This is a genomic window from Nocardia sp. NPDC055002 (genome assembly GCF_053608825.1).
Genome location: NZ_JBSGWE010000001.1, coordinates 25,133 through 48,694, shown reverse-complemented (window position 1 = coordinate 48,694; position 23,562 = coordinate 25,133). Strand labels below are relative to the sequence as shown.

Below are 23,562 nucleotides of genomic sequence, written 5' to 3'. Positions count from 1 at the left end.
ACGGGAGGTAGGTGTCGGATATTTTCGGCGCGGCCAGTGCAGTACACGGGCACCCAGCGACATCTCTAGTGGCGGGATGGAGTGACGCGATGGTCAGAAATGCCCCACAAAACCCCAGGTGGCGACGGTTGAAGTCCCCTCTCGCGCACAGATTTGTGGCATATGTGCCACTTTCGGGGCTCCAGCGTGTTCGAGTGCACTCGCACACGAAGGAGAACACCTTGCACGTCTCTGACCTGCATGTACGCAAAACACAGGTGGCAGCTATGCCACTTTTCAGCCTGTTCGGCGCCCTCGGCGCCGGGTGCGGTGAACGCCGGTGATCGAGCCCGTCGTTCCGCCGCAGACCCCTCTTCAGGAACGCATCCACGGCCCGCTGCCGGTGCGTTTCATCCCACGCACAACCGACCCGGAGATCATCTACGGCTTCGCTGTCGTGGGTGATGCGGGCCGTGTCACCGACCGCGCGGTGCTCACGGCGCTGGGCTGGCGACCGGGCACCCGGCTGACGGTGTCGTGTCCGGAGGACCGACTGATTCTCGTGCGCGAGGCGACCGATGGCTCTGTCCAGGTGACTCGTGCCGGGTTCTTCCGCGTTCCGGTCCGCAAACGTCGCCGGGTCGGTCTGCTCGAAGGTGACCGGGTGCTGCTGGTGGCGCACTTCGGGAAGAAGCGCCTTCTGATCCATCCCCCGGCCGTGCTCGACGGGCTGACCAGTCAGAGCCGACGAATCCTGGAGGAATCGCTGTGACTATCCAAAGCGCTGCTCAGACTGCGGTCACCGCAGATACCTTGGCTGCGGCCCGGTTCCTGTTGGCCCAGATGGGCATCACCGCCGCCGACCTCGTCGACACCGCACCAGCAGCCCCGACGTTCGCCGAGGTGATCCCGCGTGTGAGGGCACGTCTGTCGGCGGGTACCGCGCGCACTTACGGGACCCATTTTGACCTTCTCGAATCGCGTTGGCCGGACCGGTCGTTGACCGAGCCCACCCGCCACGAACTCGAAGAACTCGCGTACACGGTGCAGACAACCGCCCGCACCAATCGAGCATCTCGGGGCGGGACCAGCGCGGTCGAGCATTTCGTGTCCGCGGTGCGCTGCCTCTACCGCTATGCCGAAGAAGCCGGATGGGTTCGGCCACAGGACAATCCGGCACGGCGGTTGCCGATCCCGTCCCGTCGGTCATCGCATCGGTATGCGATCCCGTCGGGCCAGGTCGCCGAGATCTGCCAGGTTGCCGCCACTTCCGGCGACGATCCCGAACTCGACTCCCTGATCCTGCGGTTCCACCTCGAGACCGCATGCCGTCGCGGCGGTGCGCTGGCGTTGCGACCACAGGATCTCGATCGCGACCAGTGCTTGGTGTTCCTGCGGGAGAAGGGCGGTTCGGATCGCTGGCAGCCGGTGTCGCCAACACTGATGCGGCACCTTAACGACCATGCCACCGATCGCGGGGCTTCTTTCACCGGCCAGTTGCTGCGCTACCGTCACGGTCGACCGATCACCACACGCCGGTACGACTACATATGGGGACGGATCAGCGAGTCACTGCCTTGGGTAGCCACGCAAGGTGTCACCGCCCACTGGCTGCGTCACACCACACTGACCTGGGTCGAACGAACTTTCAGTTATGCCGTGGCCCGGGCCTTCGCAGGACACCGTGGTAAGAGTTCCGGCACTACCGACACCTACGTCAAGTCGCACTTGCACGAAGTCGCTGCCGCGCTCGCGGTACTCACCGGCGAGCCGCACCCGCTTGCGCGCGGTGTCGGGCACCCCGCAGCAACTGGCGCAATCGACCACCGGACCATCTGAAAGGCATTGCTACGCCTGAGACGTACTAGCAACACGGCCCGGCGGGTCATGCCCGCCGGACCGTGTTGCTAGGTTGGGTGCGCCAGCCACGCACGCAATACGGCCAAACAGGATATCTGCCACCAATCCCCGTGCGCCTCGGAGCTTCTGGTCAGTGTTGAGAATCAACCGATCTTCGACACCGCCAATAGATGAATGGAGTTGGAGGTAAGCTCGCGGAAATCGCCTGTGAGGCTTGCAATCCGGCGACAATCGTGTGGTGACGAAGAGCGACGGTGGGAAGATTCCGCACGACCTATGGCCCGAACACCTAGTCCGAGGCAACTGCGTGCGGACTGTCGATGAGGTAGAAGCATGACCGTACTGGCGATCCCGCATCCCCACTACGGGCTGGAGATCAACGGCGCTAAGTCGCGGTACAGCCTGTCCTACCTGTACGCGGTGTGCTCTCAGGCCGGATGCACCGTGCTGGAGACCCCACAGGATTCCGACGTCCACGCCGTCGATGCCACCGTTCGGTTCGAGGAAGGCGACGTTCGCGTCCAGATGAAGTGCTCCAGCGCTGAGCGAATGACCGGGTCCCACATTCGGTTTCAGCTCAAACCGCACTGGATCGAAAAGTGGAAGAAGTACCACGGGGCCACATTCGTCGTCCTTGTCCTTGTTCCCGAGGACAAAGCTGACTGGGTGGAGTACGGCGCCGAGACCCTGCATCGAACGCAGGCCTACTGGGCTAAGTTCGACAGAAACTCGACGGAGAAATCGATCGTGATCCCACGCGTCAACCGATTCGATATCTCCACGCTCGCCGAGTGGCACTCTGAGTTCGCAGTCGACTTCGGAGAGGAGGCAGCATCCTGATGTCCAACGACGAACTGCTCACACACACCAAGGCGTGGATGCTGCAACACGGCTGGAACCAAGTCTCCGAAGGCGCTGCGGGATGGATGTGGAAACGCACGACCCCCGGGGACGATGCTCGAAAGATCGCGATTGTCCGAGACCTCGCCAACGACAGCGTCGCGTTTGCCGGCGTGGTCCAACGTCTCGCGGCAGCACACGGAACGCCCACGGCTGAAGTCGAGCGCACACTACGGATGTGGGACACAGACGTCACGATGCTCCGCGCTGCAAACGACATCGTGATCGCCGAAACGATCCCGCTGTCTGCCGGTGCAGTCATGGTCGAGTCCGCCCGGCTGATGTACCGATGCTCCGCTACCGCAGCCATCCGGCTTCGGCCTGAGATCAGCGGTGGGTACTCGAAGGTCGGCGACCAGATCAGCGATACCGTGAGGATGGGTCACACTGAGCGGGGCTCGTATGTCATCCCCGTCTACGTGAAACTTGGCGACCCAGGGGAAGTTGTAGAGGACAAGCAACCCCCGTTTGAAGGGCTGGAGCGCAAGTCGGTCGAGGCGGTGGAATCGGCTGAACGTCGCATGACCCGTACTTTCGCCGAAGCAATGCAATCCATCCACGATCATGTCGTGACACCAGAACACCTGCCGAAAACGGACCAGGTGATCGGGCTGGTATCCGCCGGGGTCACACGCGAATTCGTGTCGGCGATCAGCCGTGTTCTCGCGGAAGATGCAGTAGCGGAATTCGAGACTCGTTTCGAATGGGCATCGTCGCAACCTGCGCCCACCCGCATTGTGAAGTCAGTCAGTGTCCCCGCAGCTGCCCAGGAGAAGCTGACCGAAACGGTCAAGATCCTGAAGCGATCGAAGCAGCGAGAGTTCAACGTCATGACTGGTCCGATTGTCACTGTAAGCAAGTTCCCAGCCGATCCGACCGTTTACGCAACGATCAAGACAGTCCGAGGTGGCCACCCCTGCAATGTCACCGCCTTCCTCCCCGGCATCCCGCTGAAGACGGTCACAGAGTGGATGAACAGCGGTGAGACAGTCCAACTGCAGGGAGTGGTCGATCGTCATGGCGGGAGCGGCTTGGTCGTTCGACAGCCCCAAGGGTTCGGACCTCTCACACTGCCAACAGTGTGACCGCGAAGTTGTAAGCGGGCGACTACTGAAACTCCGACCGGGTCGCCAGACTTCACGTGGACGCCAGAACCGCATCCTTGTCGGTCCCTCGGCCTACGGTGCAGCGACTATGAGGGAGCAGGGTGTTCCGCTGGACGTGCCGATCTTCACCAAGCGGGGTTGGGTCATGTACGACCAGATAATTTCCGGCGACGAAACACCCGGTCTCAACGTCGATAGGGGCCACACCGAATGGACCCGTATCACCGATATCAACACCTACGACAACGCGGAGGTCGTGGAGTGCACCAGCATGTCCTGGTCGGTTCGTAGCACCTGTGGTCACCGCTGGATTCGTTGGAATCACGCCAGCGAGAGATACTCGAAAGTCACCACCGCGGACACCACAAGGGCCGTGTCGTGGCAGGTAGCTACGCAGATGGCCGACGGGCCCGGGCTGGAGCTCGCCGAGGACGAGGCTGAACTGATGGGCTGGCTGCTCACAGACGGCAGCCAGTGGGAAAGCTTAGCCATCTGCGCGTTCGAGGGTTGCACCAATCCGGCGCGCGCCAGAGGGTTGTGCGGGTCTCACTCACGCCAACTCAAGCGGGGCCAGGAATTGCACCCGTTGCGGCCGCACTACCCGCGTGGCGCGGTGTCCGACTTTTCCTTCTTCGTCTGGCAAACCAAGCCAGATGGAGTCCAGCGGCTAGCCGAGATCCTGGGCGAGCGGGGGCGTTGGAACGGCAAGGGTTATCGGCTCGTCGATTCCTATGCCCGGGACCTGCTCCGTCGCGCCCAGATCGAGCAAGTCAAGAGTGCGCCTCAACTCCTGGCGATGATCAATGAGATGAATGCGGTGCAGCGCCACGCCACGTTGCGAGGCGTGATCGACGGCGATGGAACGCGGATAGTCAGTGGTCGCTCGGAACACTTGCGTATCTATCAGGATGATGGCCCGCTGGTCGACGTCATTTCAATCCTTGGCTACTTCTGTGGTTACCGGCCAAGCATCCTCGAACGGCAGGTGGAGGGGTTTCCTGGGTACGAAAGCAAAGGCGTGCATCTGAAGATCACTCTTTGCCGCCCAAGGGCGTCCCCTGGTCGTAAATCCAAGCGTTCCCTCGGGGCGATGCCGGTGTGGTGCCCGGCGACCGAATTAGGGAGCTGGACAGCACGATTCGGAAAGAATCCGGTCCTCTCTGCCTCCAGCGACCCGTAGGGGATGCGGCTGGTCCAGTCCATGTACCTCGTAGCAGACGAAGCCACCGCCGACGCCCTCGACAACATCGCGGGCAGACACACTCGAGCACTGCGAGCGATCTCAAACTGAACCCCGCGACGGCCCGGCGGGCACGGCCGGTGGCAAGCCCGAAGGGGTGCGGCAGTAGCTCGCATGTCATCGCTTCACCCCGATCCGGCGGCACTGCCCTCGGCCGATGCGCGACGAAGGCCCCGGGCGCTCTCGCAGTGATGAGCAACCGGGACTTTTCGGGGTTACGCGGTTCGTGTGCTCCGCAGCGCGATGCGAGAGCCGTAACTAAAAGCGCAGCTCTCGTATCATGTTGAGGTCGATTCCGTGGCGTGCGTAGATCTTGATCGTGTTCTCGCCGGTGAGGTCTGCTTCGGTATAGCCGAGCAATTCGGCGACACGGATCACGTCAGCTTTGGTGGCGGCCTCGATCTCGAGATACGGCGGGATCCCGGGCCAGGAATCGAGTTCCAGCTCTGCCCCGTCGAGGGTGTAGCTGGTCCGCTTGGTTTCCTGGTACGACTTCGCAGAGAATCCCATCATCTCGAGCAGGGCGTTGGTAGCGGCGAAGTCATCGACACTCACCTCCACCTCGTGCGTGCCGTCGATGGCGTCGCTGGTGATCTCTTTGACCGCGAGCGTCGTTCGTTTCCCGTCGTCGCGCAACCTGATCCACTTGCCATCGACACCGGGAGTGACGTCGTAGACGTAGCGGCGCATGAATCGCTCGCCGAACTTGTGGCCGCCTTTGTCCAGGATGTGACGCTCGATGGTGTCGGGGTCGATGTCGAGAATCTTCGCTTCGTGCTCGATGGGCACGGGGACTCCTTCTGAGTTGCCGTTGGGGCGAGGTTATCCGACGCGGCGGGTCGTGAGTCGGGTGTATTCGGCCTGGCGAAGCCCGAGGATTTCGGTGCGTAAGGGACTGGTCAGGAACTCGTCCAGGGGTAAGCAGAGATCCATGCGTTGGATGCACACTCCGACTTGGAAAGTGCCGGTGCGGTCGTAGTAGAGCCGCACGCCGTAGAAGCCTTCCTTGCAATCGGTGCCGTTGTTGAACCGGCATCCTGCACAAGTTTGCGGTAATCGGACGGGGCGGATGTGCTTGAAGAGGATGCGCCGTCCATCGGGCAGTCGGTATGCGGTGCGCGAGTTGGAACCTCCGGCCGTGATGTAGTGGGCTTCGGCAACAGCGCCCCGCTCGGCGAGGATGCGTTCGATCACGGTGATCGAGGTGTCGCCGTCGTCGAGTGACATCAGCAACCGCACTGTCAGGTTCGGGGAGAACTCATCGAGCAGCCGGTGCACTCGTGGGGCGTGCGTGTGGTCGGGGACGACGATGTTGGCGCTGGCTTTGACTCCATGGGTCTCGCACGCCACGATCGAGTGTTCGAGTGCGTCGATTCTGCGTTGGGCCAGAACAGGATTGCGGTATCGGGGGTGCTGCACGTCGGCGAGTTCGGATGCGGTGGTCCCGAAAATCGAGAAATTCACCCGGTCCAACCCGGCAGCGGCACAGTCACCGATCACGCGCTCGCCGCGTTCTCCGTTGGAGGTCATGCCGACTCGAAACCCGGCATCCACGGCGATCTTCGTCAGCGTGGCGACTGCCGGATGCAAGGTCGGTTCGCCGCCGGTCAGGTGCACTTCGGTTAGCTCCAGCGCGTCACCGAGCACCGTGAGCGCATGGGCGAATTCATCGTTGTCAGGAACCGGGGCCGGGAGGAAGGCCGCGCCGTTGCTTTGGGCGTAAATCGACATCCGCCCGCTCGCTCCAGCAGAGAGGAACTCGCCAGGCGCGCGGTGTCGGTTGTCGACTGCTACCGGAGTGCCTTCGTTGTGGCAGAACGTGCAAGTCAGGCCGCATGCGTCAATGATCTTGACGCGCAAGGTGGTGTCTTTGTCGACATGGACGGGGATCGCAGCACGGGGCATAGCCGTGCTCCCTTCGTTCAGTGGTGAGTGATGGCTAGGGGTGGAGCTATCCGGGCTTCCCTACTGCTGTCGTTGGCTGATGGCGGCGTAGGCGCTCAGGTCCCATGCGGCGGGGTGGAGTGGTTCGGTGGCGCGGTCGTAGCGGTCTGAGCCGCGGGGTTCGGGTCGCCACCGGTGCGGGGCGATCAGACCTGGGGTAGGCGGGTGGTAGCCGGTGAGCATCGCGGCGATGTCGTCGTACGCGCGCGGGTGGTAGGCGATCCTGGCCACGCGCAGGGTTCTGCGTGGCGGTATTGGTCGGCCAGGTCAGGGCTGTAGGTACAGCCGCTCGTTGGGCAGGCGAGGCAATCCGGTGCAGTGGCTGGGGTAGACGGCGACGGCGCAGGTACGGCGGGCGGCCACATCACAGACGAACACCAGCGCAGCGGTCAGACATGCTGCGAATTCCATTCGCACGCTGGGGAACTGGATCGTGAGATGGATGTCGGGCTCGTCGGGGCACGGTGATCGGCCGCCGTTGTTCATCGCGGAGCCCGCCTCACGATCGATTGCGCGCATTCGATCACGACCGCACCCGACGGGCGGAACACGCTGGTAGCTGGAGACACCCACGTGCGGACCATCAGCGGGTCCGGCACCGGGGACGGCAACGCGATGTCGCCGTCGCGGATCACCACCACCCGTGCCTCCCATAGCCGCGCCACTTCGGCGGGGTCACCGATTGGTCGGATATCGGCCCTGACCAGAAAGGTCCACATGTCGGCACGTGGGTGACCGATGATCGACAGCGGAGCAACCCCGCGAACGTCGAGGCTGGTTTTGACCCGATGAGCCAAAGCGGTCGGCATCATCACCGCCCCGATCAACCCGGCCCCCATGACAATCCGTCCTGTGCGTGGGTCGACCACGGCCGGAAGGCAGCACACGCTCCTGTAGAACTCACAGCGCGACAGCGGGGTTTCGGTGAAGGCCGAGGCAGGTTGGCTGGTCTGGGTCATCGGGACTCCTCGGGCAATCCAGCCGCAGGGGCGCGTGGCCCGCTGACTTCGTCCGTTGGTGTGGCGGGCGCGCTCGTGAGCCAGCCGGCCTCACGCATCGCTTCGAGCGCTCGGCACAGTTCTGGCAGAGACAGCTGTGGGGCGAGGTTCCTCATCGCGAGCTCTGCCGTTCCGGGAGACGCTGCCCGACGGTTACCCGCCACTGGGCATGCCGGTTCCGGAAGGCATCACCGTTGCGGCGCAACGAGTTCAGGGCACGCGCGACGCGCCACGGCGACATGTTCAGGTTGCGGGCGATTGTGTCAGCGGTGAGCAGACCACCCGGGGCAAGGACATCGAGCACCTGTTGCTCAACATCTGTCAGGCTCTCCTTGCTCATCGGTCCCCCTTGTTGGCCGTAGCGGCAAAGTTGCGTGTCGCGTCGGTTGGGCGGTCGGCAACATGTCGCCGCTTGTCGGGCGCTGATGAGTGCGTGAAGACCGTCATGGCTGCTAGCTCCTGTGGGGCGGTGGTTGCTGCTAATCACCCTCCCAGCCGGTCAGAGGCCTTCACACCTGCTGAGCGGTACGAGCTCCAACGGGTTTTTGGGTGGCTTGACCTGCTCAAATGACGTGAAATACAGAAGTTGCCCATTGTGATGGGTAACCTTCCCGACAACTACTGCTCATGGGGTGAAGGGCTGCCGGTCATGGGAACGTCGTCGAGGTCACCGGGCGCGAACGCACGCACGAGCCATCAGATGAGTCCGCAGGCGCGCGGCAGGGAGCTGGCCGCGCAGGGTAAGAAACTGTGGACCGAGTTGGGATCGGTAAAAGGTGCGGCGGCTGAGCTGATGGCCCGATACCCGGACGTGCCGAGTTTGCAGGCGTACCGATACGCGGCGGGCCTGTCCCAAGATCAGGCGGCAGCGCGATACAACGACGTGACCGGAAACCAGACCAGCCTTGGCGGCACATCTGTCAACGCCTGGGAGTCGTGGGCGCGCCGCAGGGGGCAGGGTTCCCCGCCTCCGATGTCAGGTTTGCTCATCTTGTGCGCGGCCTACGGACGGGGGCCGCTGGGGGTCGCGGAGGAGACCATCGGCCCAACAGAGCTCATAGCCGAAGCCTACGAGCGGCTGCCTATCGAAGATCAGCTAGCGCTGAAAAGCTTTACAGAGGACAAGGTTCCAGCCGGTGGACCAACATCGGCACCCGAGCATGGCGCGATACGGAGTCAGTCCCCCGCCCTACACATTCGAGGAGGTCAAGTCGGCCCGGAGTTCGTATTGACGGTTCCAACTGTCGAATACGGGAACCCCGAGGTAGATGTGTTCACCCTGCCCAATCCTCAGCCAGGCAGATTGATCGATCTCACTTGGGAGACCTTCGGATATGGGGTGGAACGGTTGTCGCAACAGATCAAGAACCTGGGCAAACGCCTGGACATGGATATCTGCTTCGGGGTCAACGAGGCCGGCTTGGTAATGGCCACGTTCCTTGCTTCATCCCGATTTTCCCGATGCGGAATAGGGTACTTGCGGTGTAACAAAATGCGCGACGGCATAGAACTGGATAGTGCATCTTTCTACCCAGAGGCCAAAGAAGCTCCTACGATTCTCGTCTGCGATTTCGAGGTCAAGCACGCTGACGTAATCGGCTATCTCGCGAGGCAACTGCGCGACCGCTACCCCAAGGCCGAGCTGTACTTCGCCGTCTTTGGCGCAATGACCAAAGACCGACAATTGGACGTTGACAGCTTCGACGACCTAACCGGCGCTAGGATTATGCGTGCAGCAGAATTTGAAGCAATTTTCATTGCCGCAACAATGGGCCCTCCCGGAATTGAACCTCCATTGGAGTTGCGCTAGATTCGAGCAAAGGTGACCTTCGCATGAGCGATCAGAACACGACCGAGCTGGCGCAGTACATCACCGACATGGTGACAACCATGATGGCCGAGATACGGCCCCGCCTGGTAGAAGCCGCGCTGACCGGACGTCGATCGGAGACTGAGAATGTCCGCCACGAGGACAATTTCTTGTCGGAGTACGACTTGTGGATGCACGGACGCTACAAAGAACTTCTGTCCGAGCATTTGCCGTCATTCATATACGCATCAGAAGAGGCCGATCCGCAAGTCGTTGGAAGTGACCCGGAACCGGACTTGTGCATCCTCGTCGATCCGCTGGATACCAGCGAATTGGCCGTTCGATCCTTGCACGGCTACACCCACATCATGGTCTACTCACGGTCGCTGAGGCGGCCCATCATTGCCGTAGTCGGCGATATTTTTCATCATGTTCAGCTATACGTGGCCATGCGAGAACCGGATGGCGCCGATCGCGCCTTGATGATCACTGCAAGCGGCGACAGCCATATGCTGAACCAGCCTTCGAGCGCCCGGCTTCCCCAAGCGCTGGTGACGAACTACTTGATGCGTCCAGATGAGCGATTTCGCCCCTTGGCAAAGCAGCAACGATTTTTCGATGCACTGAGCGCAGCATCGGAGGATGGTAAAAGAAGAGGGCGAATCGGGGTTGATTTCGGCTCTGTCAGTTTGTGTCACGTCGCTGCCGGGTTCACTGATGCAACGGTGGAATTCGCCAAGGGATTTGCCGTTTGGGATCTGTCGCCCGGACACTATATTTTGCATGCAGCTGGGGGCGTGACGATTGATCTTGATGGTGATCCGATCCCGCTGGACTGCGGACTCAACAGCACACCCGAGATCAACCAGACGATGGGTACGCGCCGAAAGTTCATTGCGGCTGGCAATCGAGCCCTCGCAGAGGAGATACGCGAAGCCATACAGCGGTGACAGTGGGCGCGCCGCACGACTGACTTTCGTGGCGCGCTACGTCGCGTCCGCGATGCCCGGTCAAGCGGGACGTGGCGCGTACATAATGACCGCGACGCCAACCAAGCAGATCACCGCGCCGATCACATCCCATCGGTCGGGGCGGAACCCGTCCAAAGCCATTCCCCATAACAGTGATCCGGCGACGAACACTCCGCCGTAGGCGGCGAGGATACGTCCGAAGTTGGCGTCGGGCTGCAACGTCGCGACGAACCCGTAGATGCCAAGGGCGACGACTCCAGCACCGATCCACGCCCAGCCGCGATGTTCACGCACCCCTTGCCAGACCAGCCAAGCCCCGCCGATCTCGGCGATAGCGGCCAGAACGAACAGCAGGATCGAGCGCACCACGGTCATGGTCAGAGCCTAAATGTCCAGTTCACGGTGTCGCGATCGTGGTGGAGCACCCGCACCCGGATCCCGCACACGATGGCCCCGCCTGGAGCGTCAGCTACCAGTCGACTTCGTAGCCGGTGTCAGGTTCCCAACCGGTGGGTTCGAACTTGTCGGCGGTGGTGTCGGTTTCGGAACCGTCGGAGTGGGTGTCGCCGAGCGCGGCATCTACGGCGTTGGTGATGGTTTGCGCGTGTGGGTCCGGTTCGTGGGTGTGTTCGATCGGGTCGGGCCCGGGATGGGCGGTGGTGTCGTCGAGGTCGTGTGCGGCGGCGGCAAGGTCGGCGTCTGCGATTTCCAGGCGTGCCCAGAGCGCTGCAGCGGACATCTCGTCGGGTAGTGGGCGGACGTTGGCGGCGCCGGTGAGCTGGCGTTCTATGTCGATGCCGGCGCGGGCGGCGGCGTCGATATTGGTAGCGATGATCGGCCAGGTCGGGTCGGTACTGATGCGGGGATCGATGCGGTCGACGGCGGCGGCCCACCGATGTTGAGGTAGTCGGGCGTTGCCGCCTACCTCAACGATGCGGCGGCGCAACTGTTGTTGATGAGCGCGTTCGACAGCGGTGTGCCGGGTGGGTCCGGTCGGGCGGTGATCAGCCTCCGGGATATGCAGTCCTGCGCGCCAGACAGCGAGGTCGGCCATGAGTTCAGGATCTGTTCCGAGCAGGGGTCGCGCCCATCGCGGGGCCGTGGCAGTAGTCCAGGCGTGGGCGGTATCGCTGATCTGTCTGGCGAGTTCGGCCACGATCCGTTCCCGTGCTCGCACGGGCGCGGTGTCGGCGTCGGTGGTGGGGGTGTCGGTGGGTAGTCCTGGTGTCCACGCCAGTGGTCCGGGTCCGGCTGAGTGGTTGCCGGTGGAGTCCAGTCGCCAGTCCAGTACGGCGGCGGGATCGGTGACAGTGTCGAGTTCGCGGGCGGCGATCGCGGTGCGTAGTTCAGTGACCGGGTCGGCGCCCGACAGGGTGAGCATCGCTAGGTGTTGGCGAAGGACCGAGTAGGCGGGGCTGTCGGTCAGTCCCGGTACGAGTCGTTCGGCAATACGGTCGATCGTGTCGAGTCGTGCTGTGCCGATGGCATTTTCGGCCGTCATGCCCAGTGTGTCGAGATAGACGTCGACCGCGGGGCCGATCCGGCGTGCGGGGTCGAGCGCGTCTCGCAGTTCGGTATGGGCTGATTTGTGGGCTCCGTCGCGGTCGAGAACATGGTGGAGGTGTTCGACAGCGGTACGCGGGTAGTGGGCAGGCATGGTGTAAATGTCACCCTCGTCGCCGTCGAGCGCGGTCGCGATATAGGCGTGGTTGGCCTGGCGTCCTCGTGTCATCGCAACGTAGAACTGTTGGCGCGACTCACGTCCCGACAGTGCGACATGGCAGGAATCCGCGGTGATGCCCTGCGCGGAATCGATGGTCGCGGCATAGCCCATGTGCAGGTGGTTGTGCACGTAGTCCCCCGGCAACCGCACCACGGCATCGGTCTCGCGGCCGCGCACACGCCGGACGACAGTGACCGAGTCGTCGGAATGCACTTGCCGGATGGTCCAGGAGTAGCCGTTGCGGACCCAATCGCGCGCGCCGACCCGCAAGCGCGGGTCGTTGCGGCGCGTGCGCACGGTGTCACCGGCTGAGGCCACCAACCCATCAGCGAGGAACACATGGGGATCGCCTGCTGTGCCCGTAAGCGGGTCACTGCGGGCGACACGGTGGGCGCGGGCGCGAGCATTCAGCGCGGTCACGATGTCGCGAGTGGGGGCCAGCATCACCGCATCCGATCCGTTGGTGATGTCGGCGGCCCACGCTTGGTAGGTGTCTTCGTAGATGGTGCCGAGGTGTCCGGAGTGGATGCGGCCGTTGTCCAGATACCAGGCCAACGCGAGCGGATCACCCTCACGTATCCCGGTCGACGCCAACGCTTCGCCACGATGGACGAACCGCACCACCTCTGTGAGCGTCGGTGCCTGGTCGGGTGAGGCGTGGGTCATGTCGGCATGGACGCCCCCGGCATCGATCGCCGGTAGCTGTCGGTCGTCACCGATGCATCGCACGGTCGCTCCGCGCCCGGTCAGATACCGCAGTAACTGGAGACGTTTGGTGGTTGGCAAGGTGACGTGTTCATCGACGATCACCAACGTGGTCTCGTCGATGTCGAGGACCCATTGCGGCAGCAACGGCGGGTATTCATCGGTTGTCGCGGCCTGATGGTGGGTGTCGATGACGTGTAACAGCTTGTCCACGGTTTCGGCGCGTGTGCCGATCGACTCGCCCAGGACGGACGCGGCGGCGGCTGTGGGTGCCATACCGAGCACTGTTCCGCCACCGGATTCCCACGCGGTGGCGAGCACGTGCATGGCGGTGGTCTTGCCCGTTCCGGCGGGGGCGTTGGCGGTGTGGACACGCATTCCGGCGCTGGCGAACGATTCGATGACCCGAATCTGACCAGGGTTCAAGGGTTGGTCGGGGTGGGCGGTGTTGTAGTCGTGCACCGCGCGCGAGACCAATCCAGCGTTCAAGATGACTCCACCGGGCTCGACAGAGAGCGCGATCAGCTCGGCCTCGGCACCAAGAGTGGATTCGGTGGTGTAGATCTGCGAGTTCGTCCGGGTATGCATCGGGGTGCCGTCGCGGCGACGCAACCACGCCGGGACCGCACGTAGGTCCGGTTCCTCGGTGACATCGGGGTCAACACGTGCGACCGCCGACGATGGCGACAAAGCTTGCGCGACGACTTCTTCGGTGAGTCGTGACCAGTCCGCGGGAGCGACGTTCCCTCGGACTTGGCGTTCGACTTCGGCCCGGAGGTTGAATTCACGCCAAGTCGCGCGCTTCTCCGACACTGCCGCTAACGCTTGGTCGGCGAGATGAACGACGAACGCCCGATCTGGTGCCGGACGCGGCACGCGTGGCACGGCCACGACACGGGCCTCGATTTTGTCCACAACATCCATGCCGCCGAGCACTGCGGCGGCCTCGGCGCGCCAGCTCGCGCGTTGCTCGGTACGTGAGCCCGGAGCGTGTTTGCGGGGGCGGGTTTCCAGGGTCGCGCGTTGGCCGAGGTCGTGGACTTCGCCGGGGGTTGGTTCGCGCCCGAACGTAGTCGCAAACGCGGCAGTGAGGGTGTCGAGTCGGTCAGAGATCACGGCGGTGCGCCGGGACCAATGGTGGATCAACGGCAGCGGAAAGCCGACGATTTCGCGGACCCTCACTTGATCGGGCGTGCGGTCGGGGCGGGTTTCGAACTGCACGTCCAGCGCGGTTTCCAGGTGGTGTTCGAGGCGGGTGTCATAGATTTCTGACACTGTGACCACCGCTTCATGGATGAGCGAACCGTAAACGGTGCGCCACTTGCCATCCGGTGTACGGACCCGGTTCGCGATCAGAACGTGGGTGTGCAGGTCCGGGTCACCCGCACGCGAATCACGATGATCGAATGTCGCCGCGATCGCGCCTTGCACGTCGACTTGCCGAATCCCGTTGCGACCCAACCGGGTGAACAACGCGTTGTTCTCCAACCACGACAGTGCGTCGGTGATCGCGGCCCGGTGCGCGGTCTCGATCGTGTGTGCCAGCTCGGGTGTCGCAACCGCCCAAAGTCCTGAGATGCTCTTGACGGGGCTGAACGTGAAATCGAAACCGGCCACCGCTGTGCGGTCCGCGCGCGAGTTCTTCACGACCCACCCTGACAGTTCGCGGGCGTCCAACGGGGCACGCTCGTACTCGGTGGTGAACATTTCGGTGGCGACTTCGGTACGGATCTGAGCGCGGACCGGGTCCGGGATATGTGCGGTGACGCACTCGCCCTGGCCGGTGTTGTAGTCGCGGTATGCCTGAGCCGTGGCCGCGGAGAACCCCGAGGTCGAGGTGTAGATGGCGTAGCGGTTGCCGAGTTTCGTTGCTTTGTCGGCCAATCGGGCCGCATAAGCGGGCCGCACACCTGCATTGCGGTGATCCGCCTGGACGCGTACGCGGACCTGGTCGGCGTTGGGATGCATCCCGGCACCGAACAGAAACTTCATCTGTTCTTCGGTGACTTCGTCGCCGGGGGTGATCTCGAGGTCGGAAAGTCCGCTCCCGTGCCAGGTTCCGGGTGCTTCGCCGTGTTCGTTGTAGTACTCCGACAGCGAGGCTCGCCCGCGCGCTGTGGTGTCGTTGGCGGCGGTGTTGCGCAGGTAGTACTGGTAGCCGTTGCCTGCGGCGACCTTGTGCATGGTCGCGACCATGCCTCCATGAGGCACCCACAACCGGGCCATTTCAAGCCAAATAGTCTGTGAATCCTTGCCGCAGACCACGTTTGCGCAGGACGGTATCAAATCGTTACCCCGAGGTGAAAGATGTCTGATCGTTGTAGGGGGGGGGGGGAAGAGAGTGGATGTCGGGGGGTGGGGCGGCGTGATCGCGGCTGCGGAGGTGGGGGTGGATGTTTGGTCGGCGTGGGAGTGACGGTGCTGCGGGATGGATTGCGGAGGTGTCGGTTCAGCGGAGTGGTTCATTTCCGGTGATATCGAGGCCGATCAGAATCGGCGCCAGAACCAGCACCGGCGAGACGGCCGAGTATCAGTGACGGCAATCGCGTAGTGCGCCCGCGTGTTACGGGGATGCTCGACTGCGGCCCCATCGGTGGATTGGTGGCGTGGGCGGTCGAGTTCAGGTCTACTGGAATGTGGAAGAGCCGTTGATCGGGCAGAAAGGTTGTCCGATGATTTGTCATGGCTTTTCTCGATCTCCGTTAGCCGGAGTGGGATGGCGACCTCAGCGGAATCTTCGTGTGGTCGAGATTGTCCGGGGTCGGCGATGACCGAGTCTCCGCACGAGATCGCGCGACGGCTTCTCGAACAACTCGGAGTTCAGGCCGAAGACCTTGTGTCCAGATCCAATCCCGGCCCGGTCCCGACTTTCGACGAGTACATCGCGCGCATCATCCCGACGGTCCGGGTGGGAACGTTGCGGACCTACCGGCCGTACTGGCAACGGCTGCGCGATGACTGGGGTTCGCGGCGCATCGATGACCCGACGACGCTGGAGATGCAGGCGTTGGTCGAGCAGACCCGCGCCCGGGCGGTGTACCGCCGCAACTCCCGCGACGGCCGGTCGGCTGCCGAGCATATGGTTGGTGCGCTGCGGTACCTGTATCGCTATGCCGCCAGCGATGGCTATGTCCGAACGGTCAACGCTGCCACCGAGTTGGCCAAGCCCCGCCGGCTACCGAGTCCACGCGGCGCCATCGCGGCCGATCGCCTCGGCGCGATCATCGACACGGTGACCACGACCGGCGATGACAAGGACCTCGACACACTGTTGCTGCGGCTGCATCTCGAGACGGCGTGCCGCACCGGCAGCGCGCTCGCGCTGCGGCCCTCGGACTTGGACGTCGCGCAGCGGCTGGTGAAGCTTCGCGGGAAAGGCGGCACGGTTCACTGGCAGCCCGTCTCGTCGATCTTGCTGGGCATGCTCACCGCCCACTGTGATCGGGGTGCGGCGTCGGGTGAGCAGTTGTTGCGCTACCGGCGCGGTCGTCCGATCACCCGCCGTAGGTATGACCACTTGTGGATGCGCGCGAGTCGTGAACTGCCGTGGGTGGCGACCCAGCAGATCAGTACGCATTGGCTCCGGCACACCGTGTTGACTTGGGTGGAGCGGAACTTCGGCTTCGCTGTCGCGCGGGCGTTTGCCGCCCATGCGATCCAGTACACCCCTGGTGGGGCCACGTTGACCTATGTTCGGGCCAGCGTCCACGAGGTCGCGGGTGCGCTGTCGGCGCTCACCGGTGAGGTTCATCCGCTGGCCGGGGACCAGTCGGCTATTCCACCGGTGTTGCCGCCGTTGCCACTTCCGCACTGGCCCAGTGATCGGCGCCGCTGAGCACGGCCGCTGTCTTTAGGCCGAGACGGTCAGCCCGGTTCGGATCTGCTCGGCGAGGTGCGTGATGCGGGTGGTGATGTCGTCGCGGACGAGCCGCATGCGGTCGATGCCGTCGATGCCTCGTCCGGAGGGCTCGTCGGTGATCCAGGTCTGGACGGGAAGTCCCTCGGGGTTTCGACTTTCGCCTCGCCGCCGAGCACGACGACGAGGTCGATGCCGGAGTAGAGGTTCGGGTCGATCGGTTTGGGGTGTTCGCCGTCGGTGTGTAGCTCGGGTCGAATACGCCTGAGCTACACCCCGAGACGAACTCTGGTTGAGCGCCGAGGTGGTGCAGTAGGCAAAAGGTCGAATAGGCGCAGGTGGTGGACACTGCCGCGGTCTGCACCAACAAGCTCTATCTAGGTCGCGCTGTCGGTGTCTTGGGAATTCCAAACCGACTGGTACAGACGCAATTCATCCTCGGTGAGCTCGAGATCGCCGTGTACTGCACTCATTGTGGTGTCCCACTCGCGGTAGCCGTCGGCACGCGGCGTGAGCAGGACGCCGATTGAGATCAGCTCGTAGGTGCTGAGTCGCTTGCATCGCTCGTGATGACGAAGCTCCAGCCAGGCGATGAATCTGGCGCGTGTTTCCTCGGTCAGTTCGGAACAAACTGCGAAACCGAGTTGAGCCTCGTCGGGCATGCCTGCGAAGATCCGAGATCTCCAGCTGATCGCGCCGTCAGCAACAGCTCGGGCGGCTGCCAGTTCATCGCGCAGAAGCTGGCCTAGTTCCGTGCGGTAGCCGACCGGCAGGCTATCGATCGAGGCGAGGACGTCTTGTAGAACGTCGACGCGGTCCGCGTCGAATGCGCTGGTGGCGATGTCCTCCAGCATGATGCGCACCATGCCGTGCGCTTCGTCGTCGTCGCTGCCCGCAGGAGCTGTCGGCAGCAATGGGAGCGACTGCCGTACTCCAGGTCCGACCAGCTGTGGATCGACGCAGGTCGGTGCCGCGTCTCGATCTGCCCGCGCGAATTCGTAGTACCTTTCGGGCTCGGTTCCGAGGATCTCGGCCGACTCACCTACACGATGCAGGTAGCTGACCACCGCGTAGGTCGAACGGAGCTGGTCGAACAGAAACTCCCAGTCGCGCCGCAGCAACACGATCACGGGAACCGTGCAGTCGACGGCAGGTACGGGATGATCTGACGGCGGAGCCGGGTGTTCGATAACGACGACACCGACCCAGTCGATGACAGGACCGTCGATTCGAACGGCACGCCCGCGACCGTTCTTCATCTGGGTCGCTTCACGCGACAGCCGCCGGGCGGTGCCCTTGACTTGGCCAGTGGCTTCCCGAATCTTCTTGTCGATCCATGACTTTTCTCGCTCACGCGAACCCGGCTCGGTCTCGCGGGCTTTGGACTGGACGATTACCCCGCGTTTGCCGACGACGAGCAGGCCGTCACTGATTTCGCGGACGCCCTTGCCTTTGCGTTCCACGCTGGGCACCGTCACGAAGTCGGGTAGTCCCCAGGTGGCTGCGGCATCGCGTATGGCTGCTTCGGCGGCGATTCCGATCTGTGGATGGTCACGCACCGGTGAAACCCGCGGGATGACGCGCTCGAAAGTTCCATCGCCCGTGTCGACTACAAGGATTAGGTCCTCGGTTTCGTTGGCGACTCGTCCCACACCGAAGTCTGATTCCGCGACCGACGTCAGCTCTTCGGCACTCCACTGTCGGGGTGACCGTGTTGCGTCGTACCAGCTTGCTCGTGTTCGCGCGTTTGATCCAAGCAGGACTTGTCGGGGGCGTTGGACCTCGTCGGACAGATGCGCAAAGTAGGCGCAGATATACTTGACGACGTCGAAGACCTCGTTGAGCCGCTGGTGGAAGCTGTCGTCGCGGTCGGCCGGTGAGAATTCCTCTGGCAGGCACAGGTCGATGATCGTTCGGGACCGGGCCGCCACGCTGTCGACCGAGTCGTAGTTCTCGAGCCGGAAGGTAGCGACTACGCGTTCATCGACCAATTCGCCAGGTTCGGAAACAGTGAAATCGGCGACCCTCACCAGGTTTTGGGTCCGGAGTTCAGGCGAAACCGGCGTAGCCCAGGCGCTGAGTTGAAAACCCGCTTCCAAGTGGTGGTCCCATTCCAGAAGCTGACGCAGCGCTGTGCGAAACCTGCCGACTATCGCGTGTTCGGATGGCCCGAGAAAGGGTTGGCAATCACGTACCAGCTGGACCTGACGCATGGGAACGCCGTCGAGGCAGGACTCGGCCAGCAACGCCTCCAGTCCTTCGGCCGAGTCGGCAATGGGAAAGTACCGGGCCTGTTGTGGGTTTCGAGGACGATGTAGGACGCTGAACTGTTCGACCGACTCGGCCACCAGCGAATCCAGACATCCCCAAAGCTCGTCGACGCACTGGCGGAACAGCGCGGTCAGCCGCATTCGGCTATCAGTCGGCCAGTCTGCATAGATGACGATTCGCCCGGTGTGGTCGGGGTCGATGACGACCTCGTCGTCGAAGAATGGCCCATCGAGGAGCGACTTCCAGAGTGCGGCCATCTCCGAATCCCGCGCTCGCGCCGACTCGAGATGTTTGCATGCCCGCGGGTAGAACCGCCTGATCACAGCCGCAACGCTAGCAACCACCACCGACAAGCGTAATGCTCCTCACCGCCGCGGTATGCCTTGGTGCGGACCGGCGGGTGGTGCTGTGTACCGAATCGGCGAAGAGCCGGTCGAACTCGGAACCCGGATCGGTTGTTGCACTGTGGGCAGGGTGCACGCGTCCAGCACCCAGTTGCCCGGAGCTGGTTAGATCGTCATGAATCCACGGTAAGCCTGTACCTAGGTACAGGATACAAGGGCGGAAACCAGCCGATCGAAGACCTCAACACCACGCTGAATGAGCTGCATCCCGTGCGATTTCCCGAGGTAGGCCCCTGCGGCCAGCAGAGCACAGCGGTTCTCGGGAGCGGATCCCACAGGGGCGATCGGTCTTCAGAAGATGCCTTCGAACAGCAGACCGGCCCCTCCCCTTCGGGCCAGCGCGCACTCACCGTCACTGTCGGTCTCCCGGCGTAGCCTCCTGCATGGCCTGACCGTCAGGCCGACATCACCCACAGGAGATCCGGTGTCGCAGCCGCGCATGGAACAACACTCGTTCAAGCTCGAACTGCCTTCCTCGACCACTTTCGGCCAGGCCGAAAGGATCGCGCTCGACCAAGTCGTCATTCCTCACATGATCCGGACGGGGCGCAACAGCTATGCCGACCTCACGGTGACCGGCAGCCTCATGGGTACCGCCGGCAAGAGGGTCTTCAAGGGCACCTACAAGCTCTAAACGGCCCGACCACGGCTTTGCAAACCCGACACCCGACCAGAAGGTAGCCAACGGTGCCGACCTACTTCCATGTCGATCGAGCGAACCGGCTTCGCGAAGGATCCAGCATTGAGCTCTCGCCCCATTCGTCGCCGAGGTGGTTCGCCGGTGGGTTGTCCGGGCACGGCCAGACGTACCTCAACGGCGAGTTTCAGTTCAAGTTTGTGAATTTGCAGGGGGAGGATCGCTACGCGATCAACCAGGACACAAGCCTCGAGCTGCTGTGGGAGTTGCTTCGTCTCAACGAGTACCCGCAAGCTCCTTCCCGCCTTCAGTCCGTGTTCGGATGGGAGCGTCTCGAAGATGCACGCCAATTTGCCGAGGCAGGACAGCAGGGGACGATCTGGGAGATCGAGGCCGAGCAGCCAGGTTTCCGTGCCGACATGTCGCTCCTGAAGAGCCTTCCTCGAACTGGGGACGCACTCCAGCTGGCCCGGATCTACTGGGCGCAACTCGACGCCTACGACCGGTCACAGCTTCCGCCGGAGTTCGGCCCGCCGGTATGGGAACATCTCCTGACACCGCCGGTACGCGTAGTGCGCGCGGTGCCCACCACCTAGCGCCCACGTCGGCAGACCCCGCATCAACACAGGAAACTGCATGTGCCGCACCGAGGATGCGGGCAGTGCAGGCACTACATCGCGGCGTAGATCCCTTGCGCCGAGGGCTGCGTCCTAGAGTTGCCCCATGGCTCGTACGTACTTGGAGAAGACGATCAAGCTGTTGTTTGGCGGGGCCCGCAGATGCGCGTTTCCAGGCTGCGACACAGCGTTAATCTTCGAGGACCGAGGCGCGATTTCCGTCGTCGCCGAGATCGCGCACATCCGTTCGGAGAAGCGCAACGGGCCGCGATTCGACCCCACGTATCCGCTAGAGGCGATCAATCTACCCGAGAATCTCTTGCTCCTCTGCGGCGTCCACCACAAGCCGGTCGACGAACACGCTTCACGCTATCCAGTACCAGAGTTGCTGCGCTGGAAGGCTCGCCAAATCTCCGATGGAACGATGCGAGATCTGTCCGAGCGACAGGTGGCGCAGATCTTCCAGCACTACGAGCTGAATGCACTTGGCCCCGAGGGATTTTACAAGACCTGCCAAGCCCTGGCGGTCCACGTCCTCGGGCCTGAGACTGATGTCAGCCCCAGCATGTGGGGGCCCGGTCGATACGACGCCACCCTAAATGGACGCGCTATCGGATACCCCAGCGCCGAGGTGCCATGGGACGGGTTCATCGTCCTTGATGCCCTGTACTTCATCCACACCGATCAGACGCGACGCGCGCTGCTCATGTTGCGGAGAAGGATCGAAGACCGCTTCAGTCGCTGGTTTCAGAATGACGGAAAATACAAGCGCCCCGAGTATGTCATCGTTGCCACCAACCTCTCACTTGCTTCGGCGTCCGATCAACGCAGACGAGGATTGGCCGAGTTGCACTACATGCTCGAAGTATCCTCTGAACGATTTGGTTTGAAGGGCATCGCGATCTGGGACGAAGCCGATATCGCCGATCTTCTCGAAACCTACGCAGAGGTTCGACATGCTGTCAGCACTCTGACCGCCTCGAATGAGCTGCTGAATAGCGTTCTTGGGCGGACAACTACGACGGGTACGTAGTGCAGCGACCGCCAACCGTATCCGTCCTCAACGGCGGCCTCGGCGCGTCGACGCTAGAAACAAGAGTCGCGCCAGGAAGCCGCGACAGGACACCGCAGTACCGAAGCAGCAGCTCGTATATGATTGGTGCGCACCAGCTTCGCAATATGTATTCGATCGCTCTCGATCACAGATTTCCGAAGCCCTGATCCGGAATCTGTATGCGAGTCCCCTCCTGCGCCCAGATTTGTGGCCTTCGCGTCAGATTCGTACCCCCGAGGAGTTCGAGTGCGCTCGCGCACATAGGTTCCGCATCACCTAGAGCCGCGCAGCCACCAACCATCGAGTGGCAACTGAACTACCTCGCACCTGGCCGATACTCGATGCAAGGCGAGGTGATCGCCATACGACGACTCCCACGGGCGCGGGCCGACCGGCACCGGGTGTGCCGAATCACCGTCCCCGCGCCGACCAGCTGGACCGGCAGCCCGCCTGAAGTTCCCGATGAAGACAGTCGCGGCTTGGGCGGCAGGCAGGTCCCACTCAACGACCAAAGTAGGCCGGACTAGAACTCTCGATCTTCTCGATCAGGGCACACGATTGTCCCGATCCATCCGCCCGCACCGCCGGGCTTCACTGTCGATACGCGGGGCTACCGATTCTCTGGCCGCGGAGCGATTCGGCTCGCCTCGACCGGTCTCCGGTCGAGGCGAGCCCTTCCCCGTGCACCCACGCGCCGCCGCCACGTCGCGGGGCGGTATCCGCCCTAGGCGCATCAGATCTCGTCCCATGGAGCCACGCCCAGACGCAAGCAGATAGACGAAGCCTCCTGACCGCATTAGCAAGTTACACAAGCAGCCTCGTGCCGGCGACAGGAAGAGTGTGTGCCGCCCGCTTGCGCTAATCCACATCTCGCAGGGAAGGTGCGGTCGTGCCTGCACAACTGACCACCGAAGAGGCCCAGCATCGACGTGACAGACATTCGGGAGGGGCTCCGTCGCCCAACGTGTCACACTCTCCCGCGTGTACGGTGCCGCCAGACCCACGTTGTCACCTCCGGGCGACCTTATCGCCCTTCGAAGGGGGTCGTCGCCAGGCATCACTCGGCATCTGCGCGGAGCTGCCGACAGAGCGCCCTAGCCCCGCGTCACCGTCGGTGCATGAACCCCGCCGATGATGTGTACGTCCAACGACGGAGGTCGGCGCCACGCGGGGCCGTAAGAGAGCCATCGATGCCGTACTGGACGAGCGATCAGAATCGAAGCTGTGGGGTTTCTGTGAGAAATCGGCAAACCACGTCAAATCTCGGACACAACAAAACCCCTCCGACCCAGGTCAGAGAGGGTTTTCACTGTCGGGCTGACAGGATTTGAACCTGCGACCACCTGGCGCGCGTTCCAGTTGTCCAGATCGCACCCATTGCTGCCCAATAGCGCTCAGCATCAACATGTTTCGAGAATCGAAATTTCTCAACGATACCCATGAATTCCAACTGATTCCGTCAAAACTGTGCTGTTTCTGTGGGGCGC

At 62.9% G+C, this 23,562-nt stretch carries 20 protein-coding genes and 1 pseudogene; 11 read left to right on the top strand and 10 right to left on the bottom strand.

The window, feature by feature from the left end; translation table 11 throughout:
• Positions 1 to 319: 319 nt before the first annotated feature.
• The 5 genes from ACWF99_RS00210 to ACWF99_RS00190 all read left to right on the top strand — a co-directional run bounded on the left by ACWF99_RS00210 (position 320) and on the right by ACWF99_RS00190 (position 5,025).
• Positions 320 to 751 carry a hypothetical protein gene (locus ACWF99_RS00210; RefSeq protein WP_452533677.1) on the top strand — a complete coding sequence of 144 codons (432 nt, stop codon included), beginning with the start codon at positions 320 to 322 and terminating at the stop codon, positions 749 to 751.
• Positions 748 to 1,818, top strand: coding sequence for a tyrosine-type recombinase/integrase (locus tag ACWF99_RS00205; RefSeq protein WP_452533675.1), 1,071 nt, complete (start codon positions 748 to 750; stop codon positions 1,816 to 1,818). The genes ACWF99_RS00210 and ACWF99_RS00205 overlap by 4 nt, the downstream gene beginning before the upstream one ends.
• 354 nt (positions 1,819 to 2,172) lie before the next feature.
• On the top strand, positions 2,173 to 2,679 hold the full coding sequence (locus ACWF99_RS00200; protein ID WP_452533674.1) for a DUF4365 domain-containing protein: 507 nt from the start codon (positions 2,173 to 2,175) through the stop codon (positions 2,677 to 2,679).
• Positions 2,679 to 3,824 carry a hypothetical protein gene (locus ACWF99_RS00195; RefSeq protein WP_452533672.1) on the top strand — a complete coding sequence of 382 codons (1,146 nt, stop codon included), beginning with the start codon at positions 2,679 to 2,681 and terminating at the stop codon, positions 3,822 to 3,824. Before ACWF99_RS00200 ends, ACWF99_RS00195 begins: the two co-directional genes overlap by 1 nt.
• A gap of 109 nt (positions 3,825 to 3,933) precedes the next feature.
• Entirely contained in the window at positions 3,934 to 5,025 is a 1,092-nt protein-coding gene (locus ACWF99_RS00190; RefSeq protein WP_452533670.1) for a hypothetical protein, read from the top strand.
• A 318-nt stretch (positions 5,026 to 5,343) separates the two neighbouring features.
• On the opposite strand, the gene ACWF99_RS00185 is transcribed toward ACWF99_RS00190, so the two are convergent.
• The 6 genes from ACWF99_RS00185 to ACWF99_RS00160 all read right to left on the bottom strand — a co-directional run bounded on the left by ACWF99_RS00185 (position 5,344) and on the right by ACWF99_RS00160 (position 8,367).
• Positions 5,344 to 5,874 carry a class IV adenylate cyclase gene (locus tag ACWF99_RS00185; RefSeq protein ID WP_452533669.1) on the bottom strand — a complete coding sequence of 177 codons (531 nt, stop codon included), beginning with the start codon at positions 5,872 to 5,874 and terminating at the stop codon, positions 5,344 to 5,346.
• A gap of 33 nt (positions 5,875 to 5,907) precedes the next feature.
• Complete coding sequence (locus ACWF99_RS00180) at positions 5,908 to 6,990, bottom strand: radical SAM protein (RefSeq protein ID WP_452533667.1); 1,083 nt, start codon at positions 6,988 to 6,990, stop codon at positions 5,908 to 5,910.
• Between the two features lie 60 nt (positions 6,991 to 7,050).
• Positions 7,051 to 7,260: a hypothetical protein gene (locus tag ACWF99_RS00175; RefSeq protein ID WP_452533665.1), complete on the bottom strand. Its 210-nt coding sequence runs from the start codon at positions 7,258 to 7,260 to the stop codon at positions 7,051 to 7,053.
• A gap of 36 nt (positions 7,261 to 7,296) precedes the next feature.
• Positions 7,297 to 7,548, bottom strand: coding sequence for a hypothetical protein (locus tag ACWF99_RS00170; RefSeq protein ID WP_452533663.1), 252 nt, complete (start codon positions 7,546 to 7,548; stop codon positions 7,297 to 7,299).
• Positions 7,512 to 7,988 carry a DNA-directed RNA polymerase subunit beta gene (locus ACWF99_RS00165; protein WP_452533661.1) on the bottom strand — a complete coding sequence of 159 codons (477 nt, stop codon included), beginning with the start codon at positions 7,986 to 7,988 and terminating at the stop codon, positions 7,512 to 7,514. Before ACWF99_RS00165 ends, ACWF99_RS00170 begins: the two co-directional genes overlap by 37 nt.
• A gap of 151 nt (positions 7,989 to 8,139) precedes the next feature.
• On the bottom strand, positions 8,140 to 8,367 hold the full coding sequence (locus tag ACWF99_RS00160; protein WP_452533660.1) for a hypothetical protein: 228 nt from the start codon (positions 8,365 to 8,367) through the stop codon (positions 8,140 to 8,142).
• Positions 8,368 to 8,613: 246 nt separating this feature from the next.
• Here ACWF99_RS00160 and ACWF99_RS00155 point away from each other — a divergent pair, with 246 nt between their 5' ends.
• Together ACWF99_RS00155 and ACWF99_RS00150 are read left to right on the top strand one after the other, a co-directional pair.
• Complete coding sequence (locus ACWF99_RS00155; protein ID WP_452533658.1) at positions 8,614 to 9,837, top strand: hypothetical protein; 1,224 nt, start codon at positions 8,614 to 8,616, stop codon at positions 9,835 to 9,837.
• A gap of 23 nt (positions 9,838 to 9,860) precedes the next feature.
• Positions 9,861 to 10,787, top strand: a complete 927-nt coding sequence (locus ACWF99_RS00150; protein ID WP_452533656.1) for an inositol monophosphatase family protein — start codon at positions 9,861 to 9,863, stop codon at positions 10,785 to 10,787.
• 60 nt (positions 10,788 to 10,847) lie between these two features.
• Here ACWF99_RS00150 and ACWF99_RS00145 read toward each other — a convergent pair whose 3' ends face one another.
• Together ACWF99_RS00145 and mobF are read right to left on the bottom strand one after the other, a co-directional pair.
• A complete protein-coding gene (locus ACWF99_RS00145; RefSeq protein WP_452533655.1) occupies positions 10,848 to 11,183 on the bottom strand; it encodes a YnfA family protein in 336 nt (111 codons plus the stop codon).
• Between the two features lie 94 nt (positions 11,184 to 11,277).
• Positions 11,278 to 15,432 (bottom strand): MobF family relaxase, encoded by a 4,155-nt coding sequence (gene mobF / locus ACWF99_RS00140; protein ID WP_452533654.1) that lies wholly within the window; start codon positions 15,430 to 15,432, stop codon positions 11,278 to 11,280.
• Positions 15,433 to 16,003: 571 nt separating this feature from the next.
• On the opposite strand from mobF, the gene ACWF99_RS00135 reads away from it, so the two are divergent.
• Positions 16,004 to 17,071, top strand: a complete 1,068-nt coding sequence (locus ACWF99_RS00135) for a tyrosine-type recombinase/integrase (protein WP_452533652.1) — start codon at positions 16,004 to 16,006, stop codon at positions 17,069 to 17,071.
• 15 nt (positions 17,072 to 17,086) lie between these two features.
• On the opposite strand, the pseudogene ACWF99_RS00130 reads toward ACWF99_RS00135, so the two are convergent.
• Positions 17,087 to 17,331: pseudogene (locus ACWF99_RS00130) on the bottom strand (low molecular weight phosphatase family protein); the annotation flags it as partial.
• A 138-nt stretch (positions 17,332 to 17,469) separates the two neighbouring features.
• Entirely contained in the window at positions 17,470 to 19,620 is a 2,151-nt protein-coding gene (locus ACWF99_RS00125; RefSeq protein ID WP_452533651.1) for a hypothetical protein, read from the bottom strand.
• Positions 19,621 to 20,191: 571 nt separating this feature from the next.
• Between ACWF99_RS00125 and ACWF99_RS00120 the strand changes: the two genes are divergently transcribed.
• The 3 genes from ACWF99_RS00120 to ACWF99_RS00110 all read left to right on the top strand — a co-directional run bounded on the left by ACWF99_RS00120 (position 20,192) and on the right by ACWF99_RS00110 (position 22,054).
• Positions 20,192 to 20,401: a hypothetical protein gene (locus ACWF99_RS00120; RefSeq protein WP_452533649.1), complete on the top strand. Its 210-nt coding sequence runs from the start codon at positions 20,192 to 20,194 to the stop codon at positions 20,399 to 20,401.
• A gap of 53 nt (positions 20,402 to 20,454) precedes the next feature.
• Positions 20,455 to 21,000: a hypothetical protein gene (locus ACWF99_RS00115; protein ID WP_452533647.1), complete on the top strand. Its 546-nt coding sequence runs from the start codon at positions 20,455 to 20,457 to the stop codon at positions 20,998 to 21,000.
• 127 nt (positions 21,001 to 21,127) lie between these two features.
• Positions 21,128 to 22,054, top strand: coding sequence for a hypothetical protein (locus ACWF99_RS00110; protein ID WP_452533645.1), 927 nt, complete (start codon positions 21,128 to 21,130; stop codon positions 22,052 to 22,054).
• Positions 22,055 to 23,562: the final 1,508 nt, after the last annotated feature.

Coding starts and splice junctions, on each gene's coding strand:
- ACWF99_RS00200 (WP_452533674.1), top strand. CDS start 2,173: ATGACCGTACTGGCGATCCCGCATCCCCACTACGGGCTGGAGATCAAC.
- ACWF99_RS00195 (WP_452533672.1), top strand. CDS start 2,679: ATGTCCAACGACGAACTGCTCACACACACCAAGGCGTGGATGCTGCAA.
- ACWF99_RS00190 (WP_452533670.1), top strand. CDS start 3,934: ATGAGGGAGCAGGGTGTTCCGCTGGACGTGCCGATCTTCACCAAGCGG.
- ACWF99_RS00180 (WP_452533667.1), bottom strand. CDS start 6,990: ATGCCCCGTGCTGCGATCCCCGTCCATGTCGACAAAGACACCACCTTG.
- ACWF99_RS00170 (WP_452533663.1), bottom strand. CDS start 7,548: ATGCGCGCAATCGATCGTGAGGCGGGCTCCGCGATGAACAACGGCGGC.
- ACWF99_RS00165 (WP_452533661.1), bottom strand. CDS start 7,988: ATGACCCAGACCAGCCAACCTGCCTCGGCCTTCACCGAAACCCCGCTG.
- ACWF99_RS00160 (WP_452533660.1), bottom strand. CDS start 8,367: ATGAGCAAGGAGAGCCTGACAGATGTTGAGCAACAGGTGCTCGATGTC.
- ACWF99_RS00150 (WP_452533656.1), top strand. CDS start 9,861: ATGAGCGATCAGAACACGACCGAGCTGGCGCAGTACATCACCGACATG.
- ACWF99_RS00145 (WP_452533655.1), bottom strand. CDS start 11,183: ATGACCGTGGTGCGCTCGATCCTGCTGTTCGTTCTGGCCGCTATCGCC.
- mobF (WP_452533654.1), bottom strand. CDS start 15,432: ATGGTCGCGACCATGCACAAGGTCGCCGCAGGCAACGGCTACCAGTAC.
- ACWF99_RS00135 (WP_452533652.1), top strand. CDS start 16,004: ATGACCGAGTCTCCGCACGAGATCGCGCGACGGCTTCTCGAACAACTC.
- ACWF99_RS00125 (WP_452533651.1), bottom strand. CDS start 19,620: ATGGCCGCACTCTGGAAGTCGCTCCTCGATGGGCCATTCTTCGACGAC.
- ACWF99_RS00110 (WP_452533645.1), top strand. CDS start 21,128: ATGGCTCGTACGTACTTGGAGAAGACGATCAAGCTGTTGTTTGGCGGG.